Origin of the sequence: Polystyrenella longa, assembly GCF_007750395.1 — a bacterium.
Taxonomy (GTDB): domain Bacteria; phylum Planctomycetota; class Planctomycetia; order Planctomycetales; family Planctomycetaceae; genus Polystyrenella; species Polystyrenella longa.
Map to the genome: position 1 here is coordinate 300,715 of NZ_CP036281.1, position 20,928 is coordinate 321,642.

At 51.1% G+C, this 20,928-nt stretch carries 13 protein-coding genes; 11 read left to right on the forward strand and 2 right to left on the reverse strand.

Features of this window, described 5'->3' with window-relative positions:
- The first annotated feature begins 46 nt into the window (after positions 1-46).
- From Pla110_RS01085 to Pla110_RS01100, 4 genes are all read left to right on the forward strand, one after another.
- On the forward strand, positions 47-886 hold the full coding sequence (locus tag Pla110_RS01085) for a hypothetical protein (protein ID WP_144992339.1): 840 nt from the start codon (positions 47-49) through the stop codon (positions 884-886).
- Between the two features lie 173 nt (positions 887-1,059).
- Positions 1,060-2,265, forward strand: coding sequence for a M20 family metallopeptidase (locus Pla110_RS01090; RefSeq protein ID WP_231742802.1), 1,206 nt, complete (start codon positions 1,060-1,062; stop codon positions 2,263-2,265).
- An 815-nt stretch (positions 2,266-3,080) separates the two neighbouring features.
- Positions 3,081-3,881 carry an acyl-ACP--UDP-N-acetylglucosamine O-acyltransferase gene (lpxA, locus tag Pla110_RS01095; protein WP_144992341.1) on the forward strand — a complete coding sequence of 267 codons (801 nt, stop codon included), beginning with the start codon at positions 3,081-3,083 and terminating at the stop codon, positions 3,879-3,881.
- 576 nt (positions 3,882-4,457) lie between these two features.
- Complete coding sequence (locus Pla110_RS01100) at positions 4,458-6,533, forward strand: PTS sugar transporter subunit IIA (protein WP_197440423.1); 2,076 nt, start codon at positions 4,458-4,460, stop codon at positions 6,531-6,533.
- Between the two features lie 223 nt (positions 6,534-6,756).
- Here the strand turns inward: Pla110_RS01100 and xerD are convergent, their stop codons facing one another.
- Positions 6,757-7,704, reverse strand: coding sequence for a site-specific tyrosine recombinase XerD (gene xerD / locus Pla110_RS01105; RefSeq protein ID WP_144992343.1), 948 nt, complete (start codon positions 7,702-7,704; stop codon positions 6,757-6,759).
- A 278-nt stretch (positions 7,705-7,982) separates the two neighbouring features.
- Complete coding sequence (locus Pla110_RS01110) at positions 7,983-10,277, reverse strand: ATP-dependent helicase (RefSeq protein WP_144992345.1); 2,295 nt, start codon at positions 10,275-10,277, stop codon at positions 7,983-7,985.
- A gap of 741 nt (positions 10,278-11,018) precedes the next feature.
- On the opposite strand from Pla110_RS01110, the gene Pla110_RS01115 reads away from it, so the two are divergent.
- The 7 genes from Pla110_RS01115 to Pla110_RS01145 all read left to right on the forward strand — a co-directional run bounded on the left by Pla110_RS01115 (position 11,019) and on the right by Pla110_RS01145 (position 20,923).
- Positions 11,019-13,220 (forward strand): hypothetical protein, encoded by a 2,202-nt coding sequence (locus tag Pla110_RS01115; RefSeq protein WP_144992347.1) that lies wholly within the window; start codon positions 11,019-11,021, stop codon positions 13,218-13,220.
- 223 nt (positions 13,221-13,443) lie between these two features.
- Positions 13,444-14,055: a hypothetical protein gene (locus Pla110_RS01120; protein ID WP_144992349.1), complete on the forward strand. Its 612-nt coding sequence runs from the start codon at positions 13,444-13,446 to the stop codon at positions 14,053-14,055.
- A gap of 221 nt (positions 14,056-14,276) precedes the next feature.
- A complete protein-coding gene (locus tag Pla110_RS01125; protein ID WP_144992351.1) occupies positions 14,277-17,207 on the forward strand; it encodes an MMPL family transporter in 2,931 nt (976 codons plus the stop codon).
- Positions 17,208-17,652: 445 nt separating this feature from the next.
- Entirely contained in the window at positions 17,653-18,447 is a 795-nt protein-coding gene (locus tag Pla110_RS01130) for an RDD family protein (protein ID WP_144992353.1), read from the forward strand.
- Positions 18,448-18,510: 63 nt separating this feature from the next.
- Entirely contained in the window at positions 18,511-19,179 is a 669-nt protein-coding gene (locus Pla110_RS01135; RefSeq protein ID WP_144992356.1) for an RDD family protein, read from the forward strand.
- A 43-nt stretch (positions 19,180-19,222) separates the two neighbouring features.
- Entirely contained in the window at positions 19,223-19,723 is a 501-nt protein-coding gene (locus Pla110_RS01140) for an RDD family protein (RefSeq protein WP_144992358.1), read from the forward strand.
- Positions 19,724-19,822: 99 nt separating this feature from the next.
- Positions 19,823-20,923 (forward strand): DSD1 family PLP-dependent enzyme, encoded by a 1,101-nt coding sequence (locus Pla110_RS01145; RefSeq protein ID WP_144992360.1) that lies wholly within the window; start codon positions 19,823-19,825, stop codon positions 20,921-20,923.
- Positions 20,924-20,928 lie beyond the last annotated feature (5 nt).

Here is a 20,928-nt window from a genome sequence, read left to right on the forward strand (position 1 = left end):
GTCCCCACATATTTCTACTCGACACTATTCTTTCCCAAGAATGCTGTTGACCAGTCTATCGCTGTTTCTACTAATGACGGTGATGGTCGATCCTTTGAGTGCAGAAGATAAACCTGTGGGTGAGCTGTTTGAAGAGGTCGACTTTAGCACGGGCAAATTAACGGACGCGCTTGCACCGCCGAAAACTGATGGTGAATCTGAAGATTCTCAACCGACTAAGACGGCGGAATCGAGTCCGGAAATTGATATTCCTTCGGGGAAATGGACTGTCCGGTTTATCAGTCAGAATGCCTCTCCTAAGCCAAGTCTGCTCCCCAAAAACTCGGGGCTGGATATCCTTCTCGATTTGCAAATGGTGGGCGCGAAGCAGGACAACCCGCATCTCCTCGGTCACTTTAATTCCGAAGCAGCCTGGTATGTTCAACAGGGATACCTGTTGCCAGTAGACAAAAAAGACTCCGCTCTACGTATCGCAACCGTCAAAGACTTCGAATTGCAGGGCATCTGGAATGTGGAAGGCCGTGGAGGCTGGTTCATCTTGTTGGGTTACGACGATGGTCATGGGTACGTGTTGGAGAATACGAGGTTTATTTCCAAGGAAAGTGGGGGTCCCTGGCACCTGTCCGAACTGCGTGGTGGTCGTGGATTACCGGAGACTTTTGACAAAGTCTGTCACGAGCACAAATACGAATGGAAAGGAGATCAACCGATTCGCCTGACGGTGCAGGATAAACAGCTTTCCCTTAAGGTCGGCGAGAAGGATTTACTCAAAGAGGTACCACTCGCGAATTATGGCCCGGGTGAGTTGATTGTAGGGACCTTCAAAGGAAAGTATGATCCTAAGCCGCTGAAGATCAAGTCGCTGCGAATTCGCTCGCTCCCTTAAGGCCTTCTCTGCGAACTCGGTTCTGACCTTGGTTGTTCTGAGTATTAGTGTCTGTCTATTAAAGAACCCATCCTGAAGCCTGGTTGTGGCTGTCATCCGGCTAGCAAAACAAGGGATAACGAGCCCCTTGGCGGGGTTTCAGGACCGCTTAATTACTGTGAAAAGAGTTTCTGGTGCACATCTCCACGACCAGTCCGGTCGACTTGTTGAAACAGCTCATTGCCATCCCATCCGTTAATCCGATGGGCCAATCGGTCTCGGGTGATATTTATTACGAGACCGCCGTGACTCGCTGGCTGGTCGGTTTGTTCGAAGAACGAAAAATTCCCTACCGCGTGCAGGAAGTCTCTCCGGGCCGAGCGAACGTCGTCGCAGTTTGCCATGCTCCCGGCGCTACGAAGACGGTAATGCTCGACGCCCACCAAGATACGGTTCCCGTCGAAGGGATGACGATTCCTCCCTTTGAACCGACTGAAAAAGAGGGTCGCATCTACGGGCGAGGTGCCTGCGATGTCAAAGGAGGAATGGCGGCGATGCTATCCGCGTTTCTTCGCTTGACAGAATCTGAAGCGACGTTGCCGAATCACGTCCTGCTTTCCTGTTCTTGCGACGAAGAAGCAACATTAGGAGGAATTCAGCGATTGGCGGACGAATGGTCAAACGCAAACGATTCCCAGTCCGAGCCGGAAAGTTTGCTGCATCGGTCGCCCGATCTGGCGATCATCGCCGAGCCAACTGAACTCGATGTCATCAACGCACACAAAGGAGTGGTGCGCTGGAAGATCAACGTTGCCGGTCGGGCCTGTCATTCGTCGGCTCCTCGGGAAGGGGAGAGCGCGATTTACCGCATGGGGCACATTCTGCGGCTGTTGGAAGAATACGCGGAGCAACTGGAGTCAGAACGAAAAGCACACCCCCGGCTGGGCTCGGCGACGATCAGTGTCGGTATTATCAAAGGGGGCAGTTCCGTCAACATTGTGCCCGAGCATTGCGAAATCGAAATCGATCGACGGTTGATCCCGGGCGAAGAAGGACTGGCGGCCCAGGCGGAATTGCATCAGTTCCTGAGTTCCCACGTCGACTTTGAGATCATTTTTTCCGAACCCTGGGTGAATGTTCCCCCCCTCTCGGATACGGAGAACGGACTGCTGAGCAAAGTGTTACTGCAGACAATTGAACCGGTCGCTGGCGAGAGAACATCGATTGCGGTTCCCTTCGGCACCCACGCCTCACCGGTTGCCGCTGCAGGCGTTCCGGCAGTGGTTTTCGGACCAGGATCGATTGATCAGGCTCACACCAAAGACGAATGGATCGAAGTTAAGCAACTCGAACAGGCGGCGGAAATCTACTATCAGTTCTGTCTGGCAGAATTGAAATAAAACAGATTCTCGCACTTTGATTAACAATCAAAATCGAATTGATAGTAGCAGTTCCTAAAACATCAAAGGATTCGAACTCATTCTGAAAACTGGATTTGGCTGCATTTGAATCTGCAATTCAAAGGTGAATTTAATCGACCTGAGGATCTTTAACTTAGCTCTAAAACTCATGGGTCGCATCGTTCTGGAAAAGTTAATCATGCTCGACTGGTGTTGATTTTGATTCTTCTGGACTGATCTTGACGAACATTAGTGTTTTCGAGACAGTTTGAAAAAATTACACATAGGGATACTTCGAGATGAAATGGATTCACAGGATCATCGTGGCATACTTGGTGGCAACCACCATGCATGTTCCGTTTCCTGTGTTTGATGGCGACAACCTACGGAGTGGTGAAGTAAGGTCGCATCAGTCAGTGTCCTACAGTGATCGATTCGATGTCGATTTCATCCTGCTAGGTTATGATCTTCCAGATGATTCCGATGATGGACCTGTTGATGATGATCCTGAGGATGGATCGCACTCCGCCTTGGGGCTCCCTTTTTCTGTCACGAGAACTTTCTCCAACTCTGTCCTTCTCAGTGGCTTGTGTTACTATGCGCATGCATGGAATGATTGCTGGAATCTTGTCTGCATTCGAACCGCTTGCTCAATAGATGACCTTTCGTTTCGTGATATTTCATTTGGAAAGCTGTGTCAGAACGGAATCGCATGCCTGCGATGTTAAGCGGGAAATTGGTTCCGCTTGTTCTTCACATCAACCAGCTTTTCACCAGGCAGCGTGTATACTTGCTGTCTCTACAAGAGAAATATCATGAAAATTCACCCAAGTGCATACGTCCATGCGGACGCTGTTGTACATCCGTCCTGCGAACTTGGTCCTAATGTCGTTATTGATGGACCTGCACATATTGGCCCTGATTGCCGAATCGGCCCGTCAGCAATCATATTGGGGCACACGGAAATTGGTTCCGGTTGCACTATTCACTCTCACGCCGTAGTGGGTGATGTTCCACAGGACCATAAATATCGAGGAGATTTGAGCTACTGTCGAATTGGCAGAGACTGTGTTATTCGAGAAGGAGTAACCATTCATAGAGCCAGCGTTCAGGAACACTCCACGATCGTCGGAGATCGCTGTTATCTAATGACGAATTCTCACGTTGCCCACGATTGCATCTTGTCTGATGACGTAACATTAGTGAGCGGTGCTCTCTTGGGAGGTCATGTCCAAATTGGTCGTAAAGCCATTATTTCGGGGAATACTGGCGTGCACCAATTCGTACGAATTGGTGCGATGACGATGATTGGGGCCGTCGCCATGATCAGTCAGGATATCCCGCCATACGTCATGACCAACCACAATGGAGAAATAGCAGGTCTTAATGCCATTGGATTAATAAGGGCTGATATATCCAGAGAGGAGCGGCAGGAAGTGAAGGCTTTGTTTAAGGTTATTTATCGATCTGGTATGGCGTTAAAAAGGGCCGTTGAACTTGCTGCGGAATTGGCAAAGACAGATGCCGGTCGCCAATTTATCGAATTCTTCGATTCGGAATCTCTCCGTGGCATTCGTAAATACAATGCCAACGGACGGCAACGGATAGTCGCCTAGAGCCTTTACTGAAACCGTCAGATTAGTGAACAGTTTGGTGGCCTGTTGATTTCATGGTTATCTCTCAGCGTTCAGGAGGCTCTATACAACGACACTCAGTGATGATCAATGGCTTCTGGCCTCGCGACACAAGAAGAATCGACAGAAGAAAACAACTCAGGATCGTTCAATCCTATACCTCTGGCTTAAACGCAGGAAAGTCGAACGGACGATCAGCTGACCGAAGTCCCCTTGTCGGCTGGTCGTGCACTACGAGTATTACACTCAACTCTATCGTGGCTTCGAGCAACTCACCTGGCTTTTCACTCTACTTAAACAGTTTCGAAACTGCCTCCAAGACAAAATCTGGCTCTTTGAATATCAATCGAGTCTTATCTGAAGCCAAAAATTGCGTCCTCTCTCATTTTCGTAATCGAAAATGATCATCTCAACTTGTGGATATCTTCCATCTCCGTAACAATTTACGCGACCATTCGCGGAGAAATGTACTGAGAGAACCGGTAGTACTCGCGCTCACTCGGCTCGGTTCAAACGGTCACGGCCGATTCTTTTCGCCATCGGTGGAAGGAGCACGTCATGACCAGGAGGATGATGATGGAATTGATGCAGCAAATTATTGACGACAAGCTTTTCCTGCTTGATCTCGACGCACGTGATATGAAAAGCGTGCTCGAGCAGACAGTCCAGTATATCGTCGATCATGATCATGTTGAGGAAGCTCATCAGACCGCTTTGCTGGAAAGTCTGATGGAGCGGGAACGAATTCGCTCGACGGCCATTGGGCACGCAGTTGCGGTTCCCCACGCCTACCTGGAGGGCGTCCCCCGTCCAATGGTGGTCTTCGTTCGTCTGAAACACTCCCTCAACCTGGGTGCTCCCGACCGAATTCCCACCCGATTTGTCTGCGTATTACTTGGTCCGCCCAATGCGGTTCAGGAACATCTGGATGCGCTGACTTTAATCGCTCAGCTGATGTCGGACGATGAGTTCCGTTATGAAGCGGGAGCGGCTCTGAATGAACAGCAACTGGCTGATGCCTTTCAGCATTTTGTTCTGCGTAATTCGCCCGAGGCGAGTGCTCAGGCCAAAATACCGGAAGGAATGCATTTTTCCGGGAAATTCCTCGGAGGAATCATCCAGGACGTGCAACGTCGTGTGCCACATTACGTGAGTGACTTTGTCGATGGGTTGAATGCCAAGACGATCGCGTCCTCTGTCTTCCTGTTCTTTGCCTGCCTGGCTCCGGCGATTACCTTCGGCGGGATTATGGGACAGCAGACCGATGGCAGTATCGGTGCCGTGGAGATGCTGGTTGCGACCGCCGCTTGCGGCGTGATCTACGCGCTAATCGGTGGACAACCGATGACGATTCTCGGTGGGATCGGTCCGATGCTCGTCTTCACCAAGATTTTGTATGACTTATGCCAGAGTTGGGATGTCCAGTTTCTGTCTGCTTATGCCTGGGTTGGTTTCTGGACGGCTGGTTTTCTGTTTCTTTTCGCAGTGACTGAAGCAAGTTGTCTGATGCGCTTCTTTACGCGCTTTACGGATGAAATCTTCGCCGCGCTGATGTCTCTCATCTTCATTTATGAATCTGTGCGCAATCTGCTCGCCATCTTTAATGAAGGATTCGAGAACGGGGGCCGGTCACACGACACCTCATTCCTGTCACTTCTCCTCGCACTCGGCACATTCTATATCGCCATGTCGTTAATGCGAATGCGACGGAGTCGGTATCTGGTTCCGTATATTCGAGAGTTCCTGGCCGATTTTGGTCCTGCTATCGCGATGGGCATCATGATCGCGATAGCCTGGATGTGGAGTGGTGAAGTCGAACTTCATAAATTAACCGCCCCGGCCGGATTTAATACCACTTCGGGTCGCTCTTGGTTGGTTAATCCCTTTGATACACCCGGTTGGCTGCGTATGGCGGCGGCGGGACCGGCTCTGCTGGCGGCATTATTGATCGCGTTATCACAGAATATTACTTCTCGTCTTCTTAACAGCCCTGACCTCAAAATGAAGAAGGGGTCTGCCTATCATTACGACCTGCTGTTAATCGGTTTGATGGTGGGCGTCTGTTCGCTGTTCGGACTTCCCTGGCTTGTCGCGGCGACGGTTCGATCACTGGCCCATGTTCGGGCACTGGCGACAGTCGAAGAAGTGGTCTCTCCCAATGCTGAAACCAAAGAGCAGGTGATTCACGTCAATGAAAACCGTCTGACTGGTCTGGTGATCCATGTCTTTATCGGCTTCTCAATACTCTTATTGCCTTACCTACAGATTACACCTCTGTCTGTCCTGTATGGTCTCTTCCTGTATATGGGTGTGGTTTCTCTGTTTGGGAATCAGTTCTTCGAACGACTGGGTCTACTGGTGATGGATTCGAATCTCTATCCCCAAACCCACTACATGCGCCGCGTTCCTCCCAGAACGATTCACCGCTTTACCATCATTCAGCTTGCCTGTCTGACGGTGCTCTGTTTGGTCAACCTCAGCGATAAACAGTACCTGAAGATCCTCTTCCCGCTCTTCATCGCTCTGTTGGTTCCCGTCCGTCTATTAATGAACAAGCTGTTCCAACGCGACCACCTACTCGCGCTGGACGCCGATGAAGAACCGAAGGAAGAAGAGATGCAGTGGGCAGGGTGATATGGTGGGGCAGAGACCACCGAGTCGATTCTCTCCCTTTAGGTGTCTGTTCCTGCCGATAACAATCTATTATAGGCGTGTTTTCAATACCTGATTGCGTCCGTTGAAAAAGACTACTGGAACTGTGCACTGGATTAGAGCTGGTCAGTCAAAGGAGGGAATCCTTTAGGACGACGACTTTAATCGACAGATCAAGTGCTGCCTGAGTTCACTGTTATTCAACTCAGCCCCGTGGGTGATGGGCCGAATGCACGTTCTTGAGACGGGTGTGGTCGACGTGGGTGTAGATTTGCGTTGTGCTGATGTTGGCGTGGCCGAGGAGTTCCTGCAGGGCGCGGATTTCGGCTCCACGGGCCAGCATGTGGGTCGCGAAACTATGTCGGAGGGTGTGCGGGCTGATATTGCCTTTCGCTCCGATTCGAGTGGCGTACCGCTTAACCATGATCCAGACGACGTCTCTAGTCAGCTTCTTCCCGGATCGGGTCACGAAGAGATAGCCTGAATCTTCGCGACGGGTCATGGGGGGGCGTTCGAACTTCAGATATTTTTTGAGTGCCGTGATCGCTCGCGGGTTCAAATTCACCATCCGCTCTTTACTCCCCTTACCGAGGCAGCGGCAATAAGCTTCTTCCAGGTAAAGATCGCGGAGCTTCAAGCCGGTGAGTTCCGACGCACGGCATCCGGTGGCATAGAGTACAGAAAGGATCGCTTTGTCGCGAAGAGGGTAGGCGTCTTCGTGGTTGGGCGCTTCGAGCAGCTGGTCGACACGCTCCGGGCTGAGGACAGATGGAAGTTTCTGAGCCAGCTTAGGTGAATTAATCAGTTCCGCTTTGCTTTCGAGGATCACCCCTTCCAGTACCATATAGCGGAAGAACATCTTGATGGAGATCAAGTGTCGAGCAATGCTGGTTGCGCTCAGGTTAGTATCGCGCAGGTGCTCAATGTAGCGAGAGAACAGATTCAGTTCGATCTCATTGATCTGGTTCGGGCCTTCGACTTTGTACCAGTCGACAAAACGGCCGACGTCGGTCCGGTAGGCCGAAATCGTGTTTTTTGCCATCCCGCATTCTGCTTCCAGATAATACAGAAACGGGTCGTAATGACGACTAAGATCCTGTCGAGGTTCTGTCGTGAATTTCGAACCGGGCGGTGGTCGCTTGCGGGGTGGCATACTTTCGATCCTCCTGAATTCGTTCAAATTAGTCGGTCTACAGTTAATATCGAACGAAATTCGAATATTGGAACCACGAAATACAGTAAATAGACCAAAAAGAGTACAGAAAGAGTTGGTTGGAACAATCACCTCGAATGGGCCCTGTCCAACAGTCGCATAAAAAGGATGATCGAATCGACCGGTGAAGCCAATCCGGAAAATTCGCCCATACTTCTCGCCCATATTTTATTGTATTGAGAATCTATCGTCGTGAGGCCGTTTCGAACTACTCCGAATCATCGCATGCCGATGGGTTGCAGGGGGCAGCGATCGGCTCGGAAGGTTTTGCCGACTTCTCCGCTGACGAAGTCGACGGTCACGGTCGCTTTGGAAGTTGGACCGGAGACGTGGACGATTTTGCCGCGACCGTAGCGGGGATGACGGACCTGCATACCGACATCGAAATGAAAACTTCCCGGATCGAGTGGGGGCTCTTCCGCAGAGGAACTGTTCAAGTCACTCGGTTGATTTGCTTTTAAAGCGTCCAGTTTGTCTCCCAGCAGATGCAGATTGTCGACGGTGATTTCCTGAGAGAGTTCGTTCCAGTCGTGTGCGGGTTCTTTAGGGCGACTCCAGTCCCGATCGTATTGTGACGAGGTGGACGTCCCAAAGCCGGAGGCCATATTCAGTTGTTCGAGCGACATCTCCCGCACAAAATCGGATGGGATCGTATGCAGTGTTTTCCCACGGAAAGCACGTTGGCGCGTTTGTGTCAGGACGAGGCCACGTTCGGCGCGGGTGATACCGACAAAGAGCAAACGGCGTTCTTCTTCGTATTCGCTGGCGTCGTTGGTTTTGAGTGCCCGCTCGTGCGGGATCAGATTCTGCTCGACTCCAATGATAAAAACGTGAGGAAACTCCAGGCCTTTGGCCGCATGCATGGTCATCAACGTGACCTGTCCTGCCTCGGAATCGATGGCATCGAGATCGGAGGCAAGTGAGGTCGATTCGAGAAATCCTTCGAGAGTCGGATCGTCCGGGTTTTCTTTGTCGTACTGTCGGGCGACGGTCAGGAGCTCTTCGATGTTCGATGTCTGTTCGTAATCCGCTTCCGTAAACTTCATCCCTTTCAAGTAACCGATGCGATCGATCACGGAGCGAAGTAATTGTTCCATTGAACCGGAGTCGGCCAGAGAGAAGTGATCCATCAATTCGCCGAATTTTTTAAGCGCGAACTTCGCCCTCTTGTTCAAGGTCGGATGCTCTTCGACATGGTGGATCGCTTCTGTCATGGTCCACCGGTTCTGTGCTGCCCACCGGCGAAGTTTGTTCTGTGTCTGTTTACCAATACCGCGTGTCGGGCGATTTACGATTCGGGCGAAAGCGGCGTAGTCGTCTGGATTACAAATCAGACGGAGATACGACAGCATGTCTTTGATTTCTGCCCGCTCGTAGAAAGCGACCCCTGCGGCAACCTGGTAGGGGATTTGCCAACGCGTCAACGCGAGTTCAAGCTCCCGTGAGAGCGCGTTCACCCGATAAAAAATGGCGACGTCCGACCAGTTGACCCCTTCGCTTTCTGCCAGTTGTTTGATCGACGCGGCAACCATGTCCGCTTCTTCTCGCCCATCGGTATAGGTGTGAAGTTCGACCGGTTTACCGACATCGTTGTTGGTGAACAGTTCCTTGGGTTTACGTTGGACATTGTGGGCGATTAATTCATCGGCCGCTTTTAGAATCGATTTAGTACTGCGGAAGTTGTCCTGCAGACGAACGAGTTGCGATTCAGGATAGTCTCGTTCAAAGCGGAGGATATTATCGATGCGGGCGCCACGCCAACCATAGATCGACTGGTCCGGGTCGCCCGTGGCACAGATGTTCTGTTGATCATGGGACAGCATGCGGATCAACTGGTACTGGGCCAGGTTGGTGTCCTGGTATTCGTCGACCAGCGTGTATTGATAATGCTCGTCGATTTGGGCGCGGAGTTCGTTGTTCTCGGCCAATAGTTGGACGACGTGCATTAACAGGTCATCGAAATCGACGGCATTGGAACGGAGCAGCAGCTTCTGGTATTCGGGGAAGGCCCGCGCGACGACCGCCTGATAATGGTCGCCCGTGCTTTCGTTGAAATTTCGAGCGAACTGATTTGCCGAAACGAGATCGTTCTTCGCCTTACTGATCTGGTTTAGAATGTTCCCCGGCGGGTAATGGACGGGGTCGATATCGAGATCGTTCAGGACCTGTTTGAGGACCGATTTCTGATCGGACGTGCTGAAGATAGTAAAGTTCGACTTCAAACCAATCATGCGGGCGTTGCGGCGGAGCAGGTAGGCGCAGAATTTGTGAAAGGTGCTGATCCACATTTGCCGACCGGGAACCAGTCGACGAACCCGGTCGGACATTTCGCGGGCCGCTTTGTTGGTGAAGGTGATCGCCAGAATCCGTCGCGGATCGACTCCGCGGTCGACCAATCGGGCGATGCGATGGGTGATCACGCGAGTTTTTCCTGAACCGGGACCAGCCAGTACGAGCAGAGGCCCAAACTGATGTTCGACGGCGGTTTGTTGTGATTCTGTGAGTCGCTCCATCAATCGACCTGTTTTTGCAATTCCATTCGATTTTTGAAAATGGTGTCCCGATTCCACCGAAAGGCTGTTTTCATGCTGCCTGCATGCATTTCGGTTGTAAGCGATGCAGGGTGGGGACGTCCACTCAATTCGATTCGGGAACTGACGAAAAAGAACCTGTCATCTCTGGGAATAGGAGTTTTGGGATATCTTAAGAGTTTACGAATTCAGAAAAGCCCCCATCGTACCGCAATTGTTATTTTGCAGGTCCAATTATAGAATCAGGGTAATCGAAGCAGAATAGGCAGAGTGTTCTTTTGCCGATGCTGGATAAGAATGTCTTTGTTCAGCGAAGTATTCGCGAAAGATCACGGGTTTGATTTGAATAGAAATTCGACATGTTCACTCGCATGAGCAGTTTGGATTCGAGAGCCACTATTTTCGCCTCGATTGTATTAGCGAGCCCCTCAAAATTTACCCAACTGTTACCCCTCGATTCTGGTTGGCCTCTTTTCGGGACTTCACCAGTGGAGACAGACTTTCCTTTCGTCTGCCTTTCTAGAAGCCCGATAATTCCGATATTGTCTGTTGCGCAATCACCTATGACAGTGCAACAGCGTCGGGGCAAGCCAGGTTTCGTTCTCCGTGAGAGAAGAAACCCCTCTGAGGTGACAGTTACTTCACGCAACACTGTTACGTCATACCACACAGCTACTCCCCGTAGCTTCATGACGCCAAGACATCGAGGAACAAGGAGCAGGAATGAACCGCGTCACACGTATGCATCAACTCAAGTGGCTGAAGGGCATCGTTGCCTTCAGCTGTATGGTTTCTATTGCAGCTGCTTTCCAGCCACCCACGGCCGGTCTGCAGGGAATTCTTCCCGATATGTCGCCTTACGACGTCTCTCTGGATGAATTCGAAATTATTCCCGCCAAACAGGAAAACTGGCGAGAATGGTCCGATGCGACCGCCATCATGGTGGCCGACCTTTATGAAAACCCCGAATTGGATGCCGCCGGGCAGACAGAACTTCTCGACAAACTGGATGAACGCCTGGCATTCATGAGCTCGGCTCTGAAGAATCCCTCTTACCGAGCCTTGCACGGCGAATTCGCCGTTCTGTACGGTCGAGTTTCCCGTCGCGCCGATCTGGCCCGGGCAGCCTTGGAGACATTAACTCTCGACCCTGCTTCCATCACCCAACAGCAACGGGAAGATGCGATGGCCGGTCTGCAGAATTCTGTTTCAGCACTGACCCGCGATATGAAATCACGCGGTACCCGGGGAACGGGCTGGTTAGCTTACTTCAAAATCGATCCGCTCACCGGTTTGACGGTCGATTCTGAAAATGCAGCAGAAGCTCTCAACGCTTCCAAAGCGGTCTTCGACCAACGCGATTCACTGGATGACGAACTGAAGTCATTCGTGACCAAACCGGTATTCGACAATGTTGCAGCGGAAATCAACAATACGCTATCTGTCTGGAATGCTCCTCCTCCCGAGGATTACGATGTCCAGGCACTTCGTGACGAGCTGGCTGCCGTTGTGGTCGCAGTAGAAGGTTACGAAGAATCGAACGAAGCTGAATACGCCGCAGCTGTCCGTCAGTACGCCGATTCCTTTGGTGAAACTGCTCTGGATGGTGGCGAACTCGTTCGTGCTGCTTTGCAGAAGCATTACTTGAATAGCAACGTGGTGTTCGAAGCTTCCGAGCAGTTCCTGTCTAAAATGGCTTCCAACTCCCAGACCCGCAGTCGACCCATCAGTGAGACCGTCGGCAACGCCCGTGTTTCGGGAACGGCCACGACGAACTACAACACCTCTGTTAATCTGCGTCCCAATCCCAATATTGCTGAGATGGAACTGCAACTTTCCGGGACCGTGCGGACGAATACCGTTTCAGTCGTTCCGGATGCACGAATCGGCATGGGTGGAAATCACACCTTCTCCGCCAGTCAGCGACTGACATTTAACGGTGACAAATTGAGCCTGTACTCCGAGCCTTCTTTCAATGTTAATGTGAACAACTACACGACCAGCATTAACACGAAAGCGGATGGAACTCTGTTCGCTGGTACAGGACGACGCCGGGCACAAGAGGCGATTGCTGCCCGCCGCGGTCAGACCGATTCGATGGCACGGAATAAAATTACGAACGAAGTACTCCCTGAGTTCCGTTCGGAAGTTTCACAACAGGTCAGCAAGATCAACAATAGCTTGCAGGAAAGTCTCGTTTCCAAACTGAAAGACAAAGGACTCTATCCGTCCAAACAGTCGACCAGTTCTACGGATTCCGTGTTAACGTTGGCCAGTACCCTTCTGAAAGATTCCAAACTCGCAGGCGACCAACCCAACGTCTCTGCCACACTTTCTTCGGGCGCAGCAGTTCATATCCATGAATCTGCAGTGAACACGATTCTGGATGAATTGAACTTTGCCGGTCGCACGATGACCGAAACCGAAGTCAAAACAGAACTCGAAGAGCATCTTTCCGAATGGCTGGGTAAAGATTTCCAGTTCCCGGTTGAAGACGTCAATGCCGAAGGAGAACCAGTCGAAGAGGGTTCAGAAGATGCCGATGAAGAGACCGTGTTCATCTTTGACGCTGAAGACCCCATTCGCGTTCAGTTCCGGAATAACGAAGCTCACTTTATTGTGCGTGCCGGATTCCAGCGTGAAGGCAAAGATGACCTGGAAACCCAGATCATCACTGTTCCACTGTCTTTCACCATGAAAGACAGCCAGACAGTCCTGATTGAAGCGGACACCCCCTCTGTAAGAAGTGAGGGCGGAGCAAATGTCGCTCAGTCTAACGCGATCAAAAAACGGATCATGAGTGCCTTCCCACCACGGGAACGGTCTCGTCAGGTTGAGATCGAACGTGATGGACGCAGTCCCATCCGCCTGAACATTCAGGAAATCAATGCCCTGAACGGCTGGATGACGATCAAAGTCCTCTAGATCGGCTTTTCTGTCTGAGTTGAATTGAATAACGCCTGCTTCGAAATCGGAGCAGGCGTTTTTTTGTATAGATAGAATTTCCCGATCCGTTAAAAAAAGTGCTTTGGGGGAGAGATTAAAGATCCTTGTTCTGAATAAGGACGTTATCCCACAGGATGGCTTCGACTGGAAAAACCGGTCCTGCCCCTATCATGCTACTGCGGCGAAGCGAGGAGAAATTCGAGTGAAAAGATTCTTGTTCGGTCCATCGCAACGTAAGATCTGGTCTGAAATTGCCCAGGATATCGGCGGCGACTTCGTCGAGGGTGGGTTCTGGAGACCGGCAGTTCTGACGCAGGAACATCGTCACTGGAAACTGACGCTCGATACCTATACACAATCGTCGGGGAATACCTCCATCAGTTATACCCGGTTGCGAGTTCCTTTTTTGAACCCGCAAGATTTTCGGTTTCGTGTTTACACTGCCAGTATATTCACCCGGTTGGGTGAATTGCTGGGAATGCAGAATATCAACGTAGGAGACCCGGGATTTGACCAAAAGATGGTCGTCAAAGGAGATCGAATCAACGTCATCCGAGAGGTCTTGAACCATCCAGATATTCAGGCCAAGTTTCTGATGTTTTCGTGGATTGAGTTTAGGATCGATGTGGAAAAAGGCTTCTTCTCCTCCAAATTTCCGGAGGGAGCCACGCAGCTTAAATTTACACTCAAAGGGGTTCTCAGAGATCAGGAACGGATCAAAAACCTCTTTCTACTGGCGATTATGCTGATCGAACAGATGGTAAAGCTGAGACATATTACACCCGCTCCGGTACAGATGAACGTGCGGACTTAGAAGCCATTTCAACACCCGGTTGTGGTTGTGCTTGACGATACAAATAGAGAGTTAATATTACCCATCAGAGGGTTTTGAAACTATTTACATCGGGGTCCCTATGTTCACTTAAGGGGCGTCTCGGAAAACACGGCTATGTTTGTCTGGGATGTATGACTAAAATGGATGTTCTCCCTTGATGAAAACAGTCGAAAAATATTGGAACTGGCCGACCGGATTCGATGTCGTTATTGATGCCCCCCTCAAATTATGAACCTCCCGGCTGGATGCGCAGTGGGTTGCGACGTTTGACGATCTCCGTCTTGCGGCAACCGAAGCTGACCCTCGGACTGGTGCTGGCTTCAGTAATTGTTTCGGTCGGATTAACCGTCGGCTTTCTGAAATTCAAGACTGAACGCTCGGACCTGATCGATCCTTCGGCCCCCTTTCATCAGCGGTGGCTCCAATATACAGAAAGCTTTGGTGACAACTCGGATCTGGTCGTCGTGGTGGAAGGGGAAACTCCCAACCGGATCAAGCAGGTCCTGGACGAACTGGGGCAGCGGCTTGAAGCCCGCCCCGAGCAATTTGCGGATGTTCTCTACCGGGTTGAACCTGGCCGTTTGCAAAAAAAAGGTTTGTATTACCTCCAGCCCGAGCAATTGGCGACTGGGCTCGAACGACTGGAAGAAATTCGGCCCGCACTGGAAGGGAACTGGCGATACCTGGGATTGAGCGGTCTGCTCGGAGGATTCAGCCAGAAACTCAGCTCGACTGATGCTACTACCCAGCAGCAGGCTGTCACGGAATTAAATCAACTGCTCGCGAGTCTCGATCATTATCTGGTGGATCGGGAAGACTACCAATCCCCCTGGCCGGAAGTGATCGAGATCGATCCTATGCGAGAGCAGCAGGCCAATCAGATCGTCTATCTGCTAAATGACAGTGGCACGATGGGATTTTTGAAAGCCAAGCCTGTTTATTCCCGTGATGGGTTTGAAGGGGCGGCACCAGTGATCGATTTACTCCGAGAACTGATTGCCGATGTTGATCGGGAGTACTCCGATTTTGAAATCGGACTGACTGGAATTCCCGTTCTTGAAAGTGACGAAATGCGTCGCTCTCAGGCCGACATGATTGTCGCCTCGGTTATCTCTTTCCTGGGAGTCGGGTTACTCCTGTTGATCGGCTTTCGGGGTGTCCGCCATCCCATGATTGCGCTGGCGATGTTATCGGTCGGTCTGGCCTGGTCGTTCGGATATACGACGATCGCGATTGGCCATCTGAATATTCTTTCGGTTTCCTTTGCCGTTATTCTGATTGGATTGGGGATCGACTTTGGGATTCACTATTTGAGCCGGTACTTGCAATATCGCCATGAAAAGCGACCAATGTTTTCTTCTCTGGTGCGTACGTCCGAGAGCGTGGGACCCGGAATTATCACAGCGGCGCTCACGACATCCCTGGCGTTTGCCTGCGCGACGTTTACCCCTTTTCTGGGCATTGCAGAACTGGGACTCATAGCAGCGGGGGGGATTCTACTGTGTGCTCTGGTTACGTTTATTGTAATCCCCCCGTTAGTAGCGTTTTCAGATCAGAAGTTGCTCGAACGACGTTTACCGTCACCATATGACGCAGCCCGGTTTCGTCGCCTGCTCAGTCGACACCCTATCCCGGTAGCCGTTTTGTCGCTCTCGATTATCACAGGTATTGGTGCGAGTGCGTTTACGCCGACGGCAGAGGGACTCGAGCTGAATGTGAAGTATGATTACAACCTGCTGAATCTGCAGGCGGATGGTCTGGAGTCGGTGGAGACGCAGAAACGGATTTTTCAGAAAGCCAAAGACTCCCTGCTGTTTGCCGTCTCTCTGGCCGACAGCCCGGAACAAGCTCTTGTTTTGAAACAACAATTTGAACAACTTCCCTCGGTCGCCCATGTGCAGGAACTGGCTTCTCAACTTCCTCCTCATTCTGCGGAAAAGACCCAATTACTGGTGCAGGGATACAGAGCCCTGCTTAACTCCTTACCGAGTGCGACCCCCGTATTGCCCCCACCGTCGCTGCAACAGGTTGAACAGCTATCGTTGCGGATCGATCAACAGTTAGGGCAGGCATTTGATTCTGAAAAGGTACTTTCGACTCGTCGCCTGCTGAGACAGGTCTGGAACAGACTTGCCAAGTTAACCCAAGAACAACAGGTGGATTGGCTCGCTCAGTTTCAGCAGCGTAATCTGCAATCGTTGCTATTCGAACTGAATCGGCTGTACGCTGTCTCCGATCCAGATCCTGTCAGTGTGGCCGACTTCCCCGATTCACTCAGTTCGCGGTTTCTCAGTCCGGATGGAAAATGGCTGTTGCAGGTCTACCCGAAGGAGCAAGTTTGGGATATCGAACCGTTAACTCAATTTGTGGAAGACGTTCGTACGGTCGATCCGCTGATTACAGGGACGCCGCTGCAAAACTATGAAGCGGCGCAGCAGATTTCCGAGAGCTATCAGATAGCGGCGTTCTATTCGCTGGCCGTCATCTGTCTGGTTTTGTTGATCGATTTTCTGGAAGCGCGACAGAAGTGGGCCGTCTTTCTGACACCGATGTTATTGATCGGTATCGCCGCGTTGTTTCTTCCGGACGCCTTCTTCGCTTCTTCGCCGCTGTTTTTAATATCTGCCTTTACCATCATGTCACTCGCCTTTGCCTTTGCACTGGATCCGCATAACAGCTGGGAAGCTTTGCTTGCCATGTTTCCACCGCTGGCGGGGGGATTGCTGATGTTTGGATTGATGGCTCTGCTTGGAGTCGATCTGAACCCGGCGAATCTGATTGTCCTGCCGTTGGTGCTGGGGATCGGAGTCGACGATGGGGTCCATGTGATTCACGATTTCCGGATGAATCCGGGACGATATAAAATTTCCGCCAGTACGTTGAACGCCGTCGTGCTGACCTCTTTCACTTCGATGATTGGATTTGGCAGCATGATGGTCGCTGCTCATCGAGGACTTTACAGCGTCGGTCAAGTGCTGGTGATTGGCATTGGCAGTTGCATGTTCGTTTCGCTGGTTGCTCTTCCGGCGATCTTAACGATCATCGACCAATATCGAACTCCGGACGAAAAGGCCTATTTCAATTCCGATGAGGAAGAAGGAACGATCCCGTTCTCTTCGGGCGTTGCGTAACAGGAATGTTAAGGCAGGTCGGGCTAATTGGTTGCGGCGCCGAGAATTCATACTGGCAGGAGTTCGGTTCTAGTAATTGATCCCTGATTAGGTTAGTCTGAAGTGGATTGCCATCGGATCCCCGGATGGTGAAAAGCAGGGTGGAGAAAATCGAGACAAGCTTGTCGCCTCTCTATGAGGTCGAGTTTAAGTTGATCATCTCCGCTCGTTCCGAAAGGATGCTGGTCTCGCAGAACAGATTGATCATTCGGAGATAATTCTCGCGAAAGCAATTCTTGTTTTCCGGCTCGGTCCTCGGATTTCTGTTCTGCAATTCCCCTCTCTCACAACTAGAACAGCATTGTGGCCGTTCCGACTGTCAAAGTTGGAACTCACCATTTGCCAAGGTTGTCTTGTCACCATTTTTTCATTTGATTTCCAGAAACGCATCTACGAAGGTGAAGCAATGGCGAAAGTATTGTGGTACTACCAGCAGTCCGGTGAAGAAGGGGGCCCTGTTTCGAGCGCCGATCTACGAAGAATGGCTGCTCGGGGAGAACTGGCCCCTCAGGATAAAGTCCGACGGGAAAATATGCAGGATTGGGTCGAGGCACAACGTCTTCAGGGAGTCGAGTTTCAGACCGCCACTCCTCCTACGGTGGCTCCTGCGGTGGCCCCCGCAAAATCTAAATCAAAACCTGTGCGCAAGCAGGAATCCGAAAGTGACAAGCATGCGTTCCATGATATTGGCGAAGTCGCAGGCATCCTCCGCCGCTGGGGGGCTGCAGTAATCGATTCGGCCATTTTTTTGGTACTCGCCTTTGCCGGTTCTTTCTTGGGAATGATCGTCTGTTCGTCACTCTTGAGCTCTGATGTTTTTGATAAGCTGGCAGCTGTAGAACCTGACGTAGAGGATCCTCTGGCAGCGACTGAGCAGATGATGACACTGATCCAGGACAATATGAATGAATTGATTGCTCCTCTGGCGGTGATCTTTGGTTGCATGATTCTCTTACCGTTTCTCTATGAGCTTATTTTTGAATCCAGTCCGCTCAAAGGAACACTGGGGAAGATCATCTTCCGCACTGAAATATCACGGACAGATGGTGATCCTCCTGGATTTCTTCGCATTTTAGCCCGTACTTTCTTGAAGTTTATTCTGGTCTACACCCTCTTCATCGGTGCCGTGACGATTCTCTTCACCAGAAAACGCCAGGCGATGCACGATATGATTTGTGGCACGGTTGTCGTGATGAAATAATTCTGCTCTGCGCCAGTGGATGTTCCTCCTCTCGTTATTTTACCATCCTTTTCGGAACTCATCATGTACCCTATTAAATGGTATTACCAAATCAATGGTGAAGAACATGGACCTGTTACCAGTGACGATCTCCGGCGGATGGCCGTGGCGGGAACTTTAAACCCGAACGACCTGGTTCGCAAAGAGGATATGGATGAGTGGTTACCGGCAACCCGTCTGAAGGGGCTTGAGTTCGCGAACACGGATTATGCTCCCTACGATGAAGAGTACGATCCCGACAGTGAAACTTATGACGAGACCGAATACGTACGCACTCGTGGAGAAGGAGATCATGCACAAAGACTGGAGTATGCCGGTTTCTGGCTGCGATTCTGTGCGCTTATGGTGGATACAATCGTGACGGTCGTTATCTTCATATTGATGGAAGAAGTGATGTGGGTCCTTGGAAACAACGCAGTGATGGGCACAGTGATGGAATATGCCCTTGGAATTCTTTATTTCGCCTTTTTTGAAAGTTCTGCGTATCAGGGCACACCCGGGAAACTTCTGTTGGGTATTAAAGTGACCGACCTCCACGGTCGACGCATTAGCTTTCTGCGTGCTTTGGGAAGAACATTTGCCAAGTATCTATCTGCAATTATTTTCTTAATCGGTTACATCATGGCGGCCTTCACCAGTAAGAAACAGGCGTTGCATGATTTGATCGCCAGTACTCTGGTAGTGAAGAGTTAGGCTTCGAACGAAGTGCCTGAAATAAAATCGCAGGGAGCCCACATTGAACGTTGAGACTGATTCGAACGAGGATCAATATGCGGCCCTCTTTGCAGCGGACGGGGTTGAAGAGACGCAGTATGCTGGACTGTGGATGCGATTTGTGGCCCTGGCTTTCGATCTTGGAATCCTCTTGATCCTGTCGCCGCTGGTCCTGTTCTTCTGGATTTTCATGGATCGAATGTTCAATCTCATCAGATGGGTGAATGGGGAAGTCGCTGTTCTCTGGGTTGCTGATGGGCTCTCCTTGTTTCTATTGGTCTGGCTTTATTTCACTCTGATGCAACGCTCGGCCGACAAAGCGACATTTGGAAAGCAGATCGTCCGCATTCAAGTCGAGAGTACTTGGGTATATCCCTTTAGCCTTGTACGAGGGACGTTGCGGTTCTTCGTGAAGTTCTTCCCATTGACGGGCTTGCTCAGCGTGCTGTTCGTCGCGTTCCATCCTCATAAGCGGGCTTTACACGATATGGTCGCCGGTACGGTGGTCGTTCGCAGGAAGTAGGGCAGCGATCCTTTTGAGTTGGCGGAGGACTCGGTATGATCGAGATTCAATGACGCGTTTACCGATGCTTTTTTCCTGCTTTTGAGATGTGGAACTGACGTGCTGAATAATTTAATTGGTTTGGATAAATTCGATCTCGATACACCCTGTCTGACGATCGACCTTGATGTTCTGGAATCGAACATTGGCCTGATGGCCAGCTTTATGAAAGAGCGGGGCAAAGAGTGGCGTCCGCACCAGAAATGCCATAAAACTCCTGCCATCGCCTGGAAGCAGATCGATGCGGGGGCACATGGAGTCACCGTCGCCAAAGTCTCCGAAGCAGAAGTCTTTGCCTCTGCCGGTATCCGCAATATTCTGATCGCCAACATGATTGTCGGTCAGCCCAAATTACAGAAACTGGCTGTACTCTGCCGCGAGAATCACATCATCGTCGGTTGCGACCATTACGTGCAGGCGGAAATGCTTTCCAAAGTCTGCGTCGAATATGGCGTTACTTGTGGAGTGCTGGTCGAAGTCGATATCGGGCTGAACCGGGTCGGCGTCCGACCGGGGCGAGACACGGTTGAGCTGGCACGGGGAATCGATAAACTCCCGGGAATCAAGCTGGAAGGAATCATGGGGTACGAGGGGCACCTGTTGCTCATTGAAGATCCCACGGAAAAACTGGAGAAGATTAAAGAGTCAGTCGGGCTATTACGCCATTGTCAGGAAATGCTGGTGAAGGAAGGGCTTTGTTGCGACATTGTCAGTGCCGGCGGAACCGGGTCTTACCAGATTACGTCCGACTTGGACTGGGTGACGGAGTTACAAGCGGGCGGAGGAATCTTCGCCGATCCGTTCTATCAGACACGCTGCAAAGTTGATGGTCTCGGATACGCATTGTCGGTAATGGCCACTGTTGTCAGTAGACCCAATTTGACGAAGGCGGTATTGGATTCGGGGCGAAAAACAATCAATCCCGACATCTGCCTCCCGGTCCCCAAAGACTACGACGACGCGGAAGTCGTCCGTATGTCGGCCGAACATTGCGAACTGGAACTGGGACCAAAGTCCCAGGAACTGAAGATCGGTGACAAAGTCGAACTGCTCGTGGGTTATGCCGACTTCACCACGCCGCTGCACGATAACTTCATCGCCTGCCGCAATAACAAAGTCGAAGCGATTCTGCCGATTCACGGTCGCGGAAAGATTCAGTAACCGCG

What these genes read in the sequence shown, in the direction of transcription:
- Pla110_RS01110 (WP_144992345.1), bottom strand. Translation starts at nt 10,277, where the DNA reads ATGGAGCGACTCACAGAATCACAACAAACCGCCGTCGAACATCAGTTT.
- Pla110_RS01135 (WP_144992356.1), top strand. Translation starts at nt 18,511, where the DNA reads ATGTACCCTATTAAATGGTATTACCAAATCAATGGTGAAGAACATGGA.
- Pla110_RS01100 (WP_197440423.1), top strand. Translation starts at nt 4,458, where the DNA reads ATGACCAGGAGGATGATGATGGAATTGATGCAGCAAATTATTGACGAC.
- Pla110_RS01115 (WP_144992347.1), top strand. Translation starts at nt 11,019, where the DNA reads ATGAACCGCGTCACACGTATGCATCAACTCAAGTGGCTGAAGGGCATC.
- Pla110_RS01130 (WP_144992353.1), top strand. Translation starts at nt 17,653, where the DNA reads ATGGCGAAAGTATTGTGGTACTACCAGCAGTCCGGTGAAGAAGGGGGC.
- lpxA (WP_144992341.1), top strand. Translation starts at nt 3,081, where the DNA reads ATGAAAATTCACCCAAGTGCATACGTCCATGCGGACGCTGTTGTACAT.
- xerD (WP_144992343.1), bottom strand. Translation starts at nt 7,704, where the DNA reads ATGCCACCCCGCAAGCGACCACCGCCCGGTTCGAAATTCACGACAGAA.
- Pla110_RS01125 (WP_144992351.1), top strand. Translation starts at nt 14,277, where the DNA reads ATGTCGTTATTGATGCCCCCCTCAAATTATGAACCTCCCGGCTGGATG.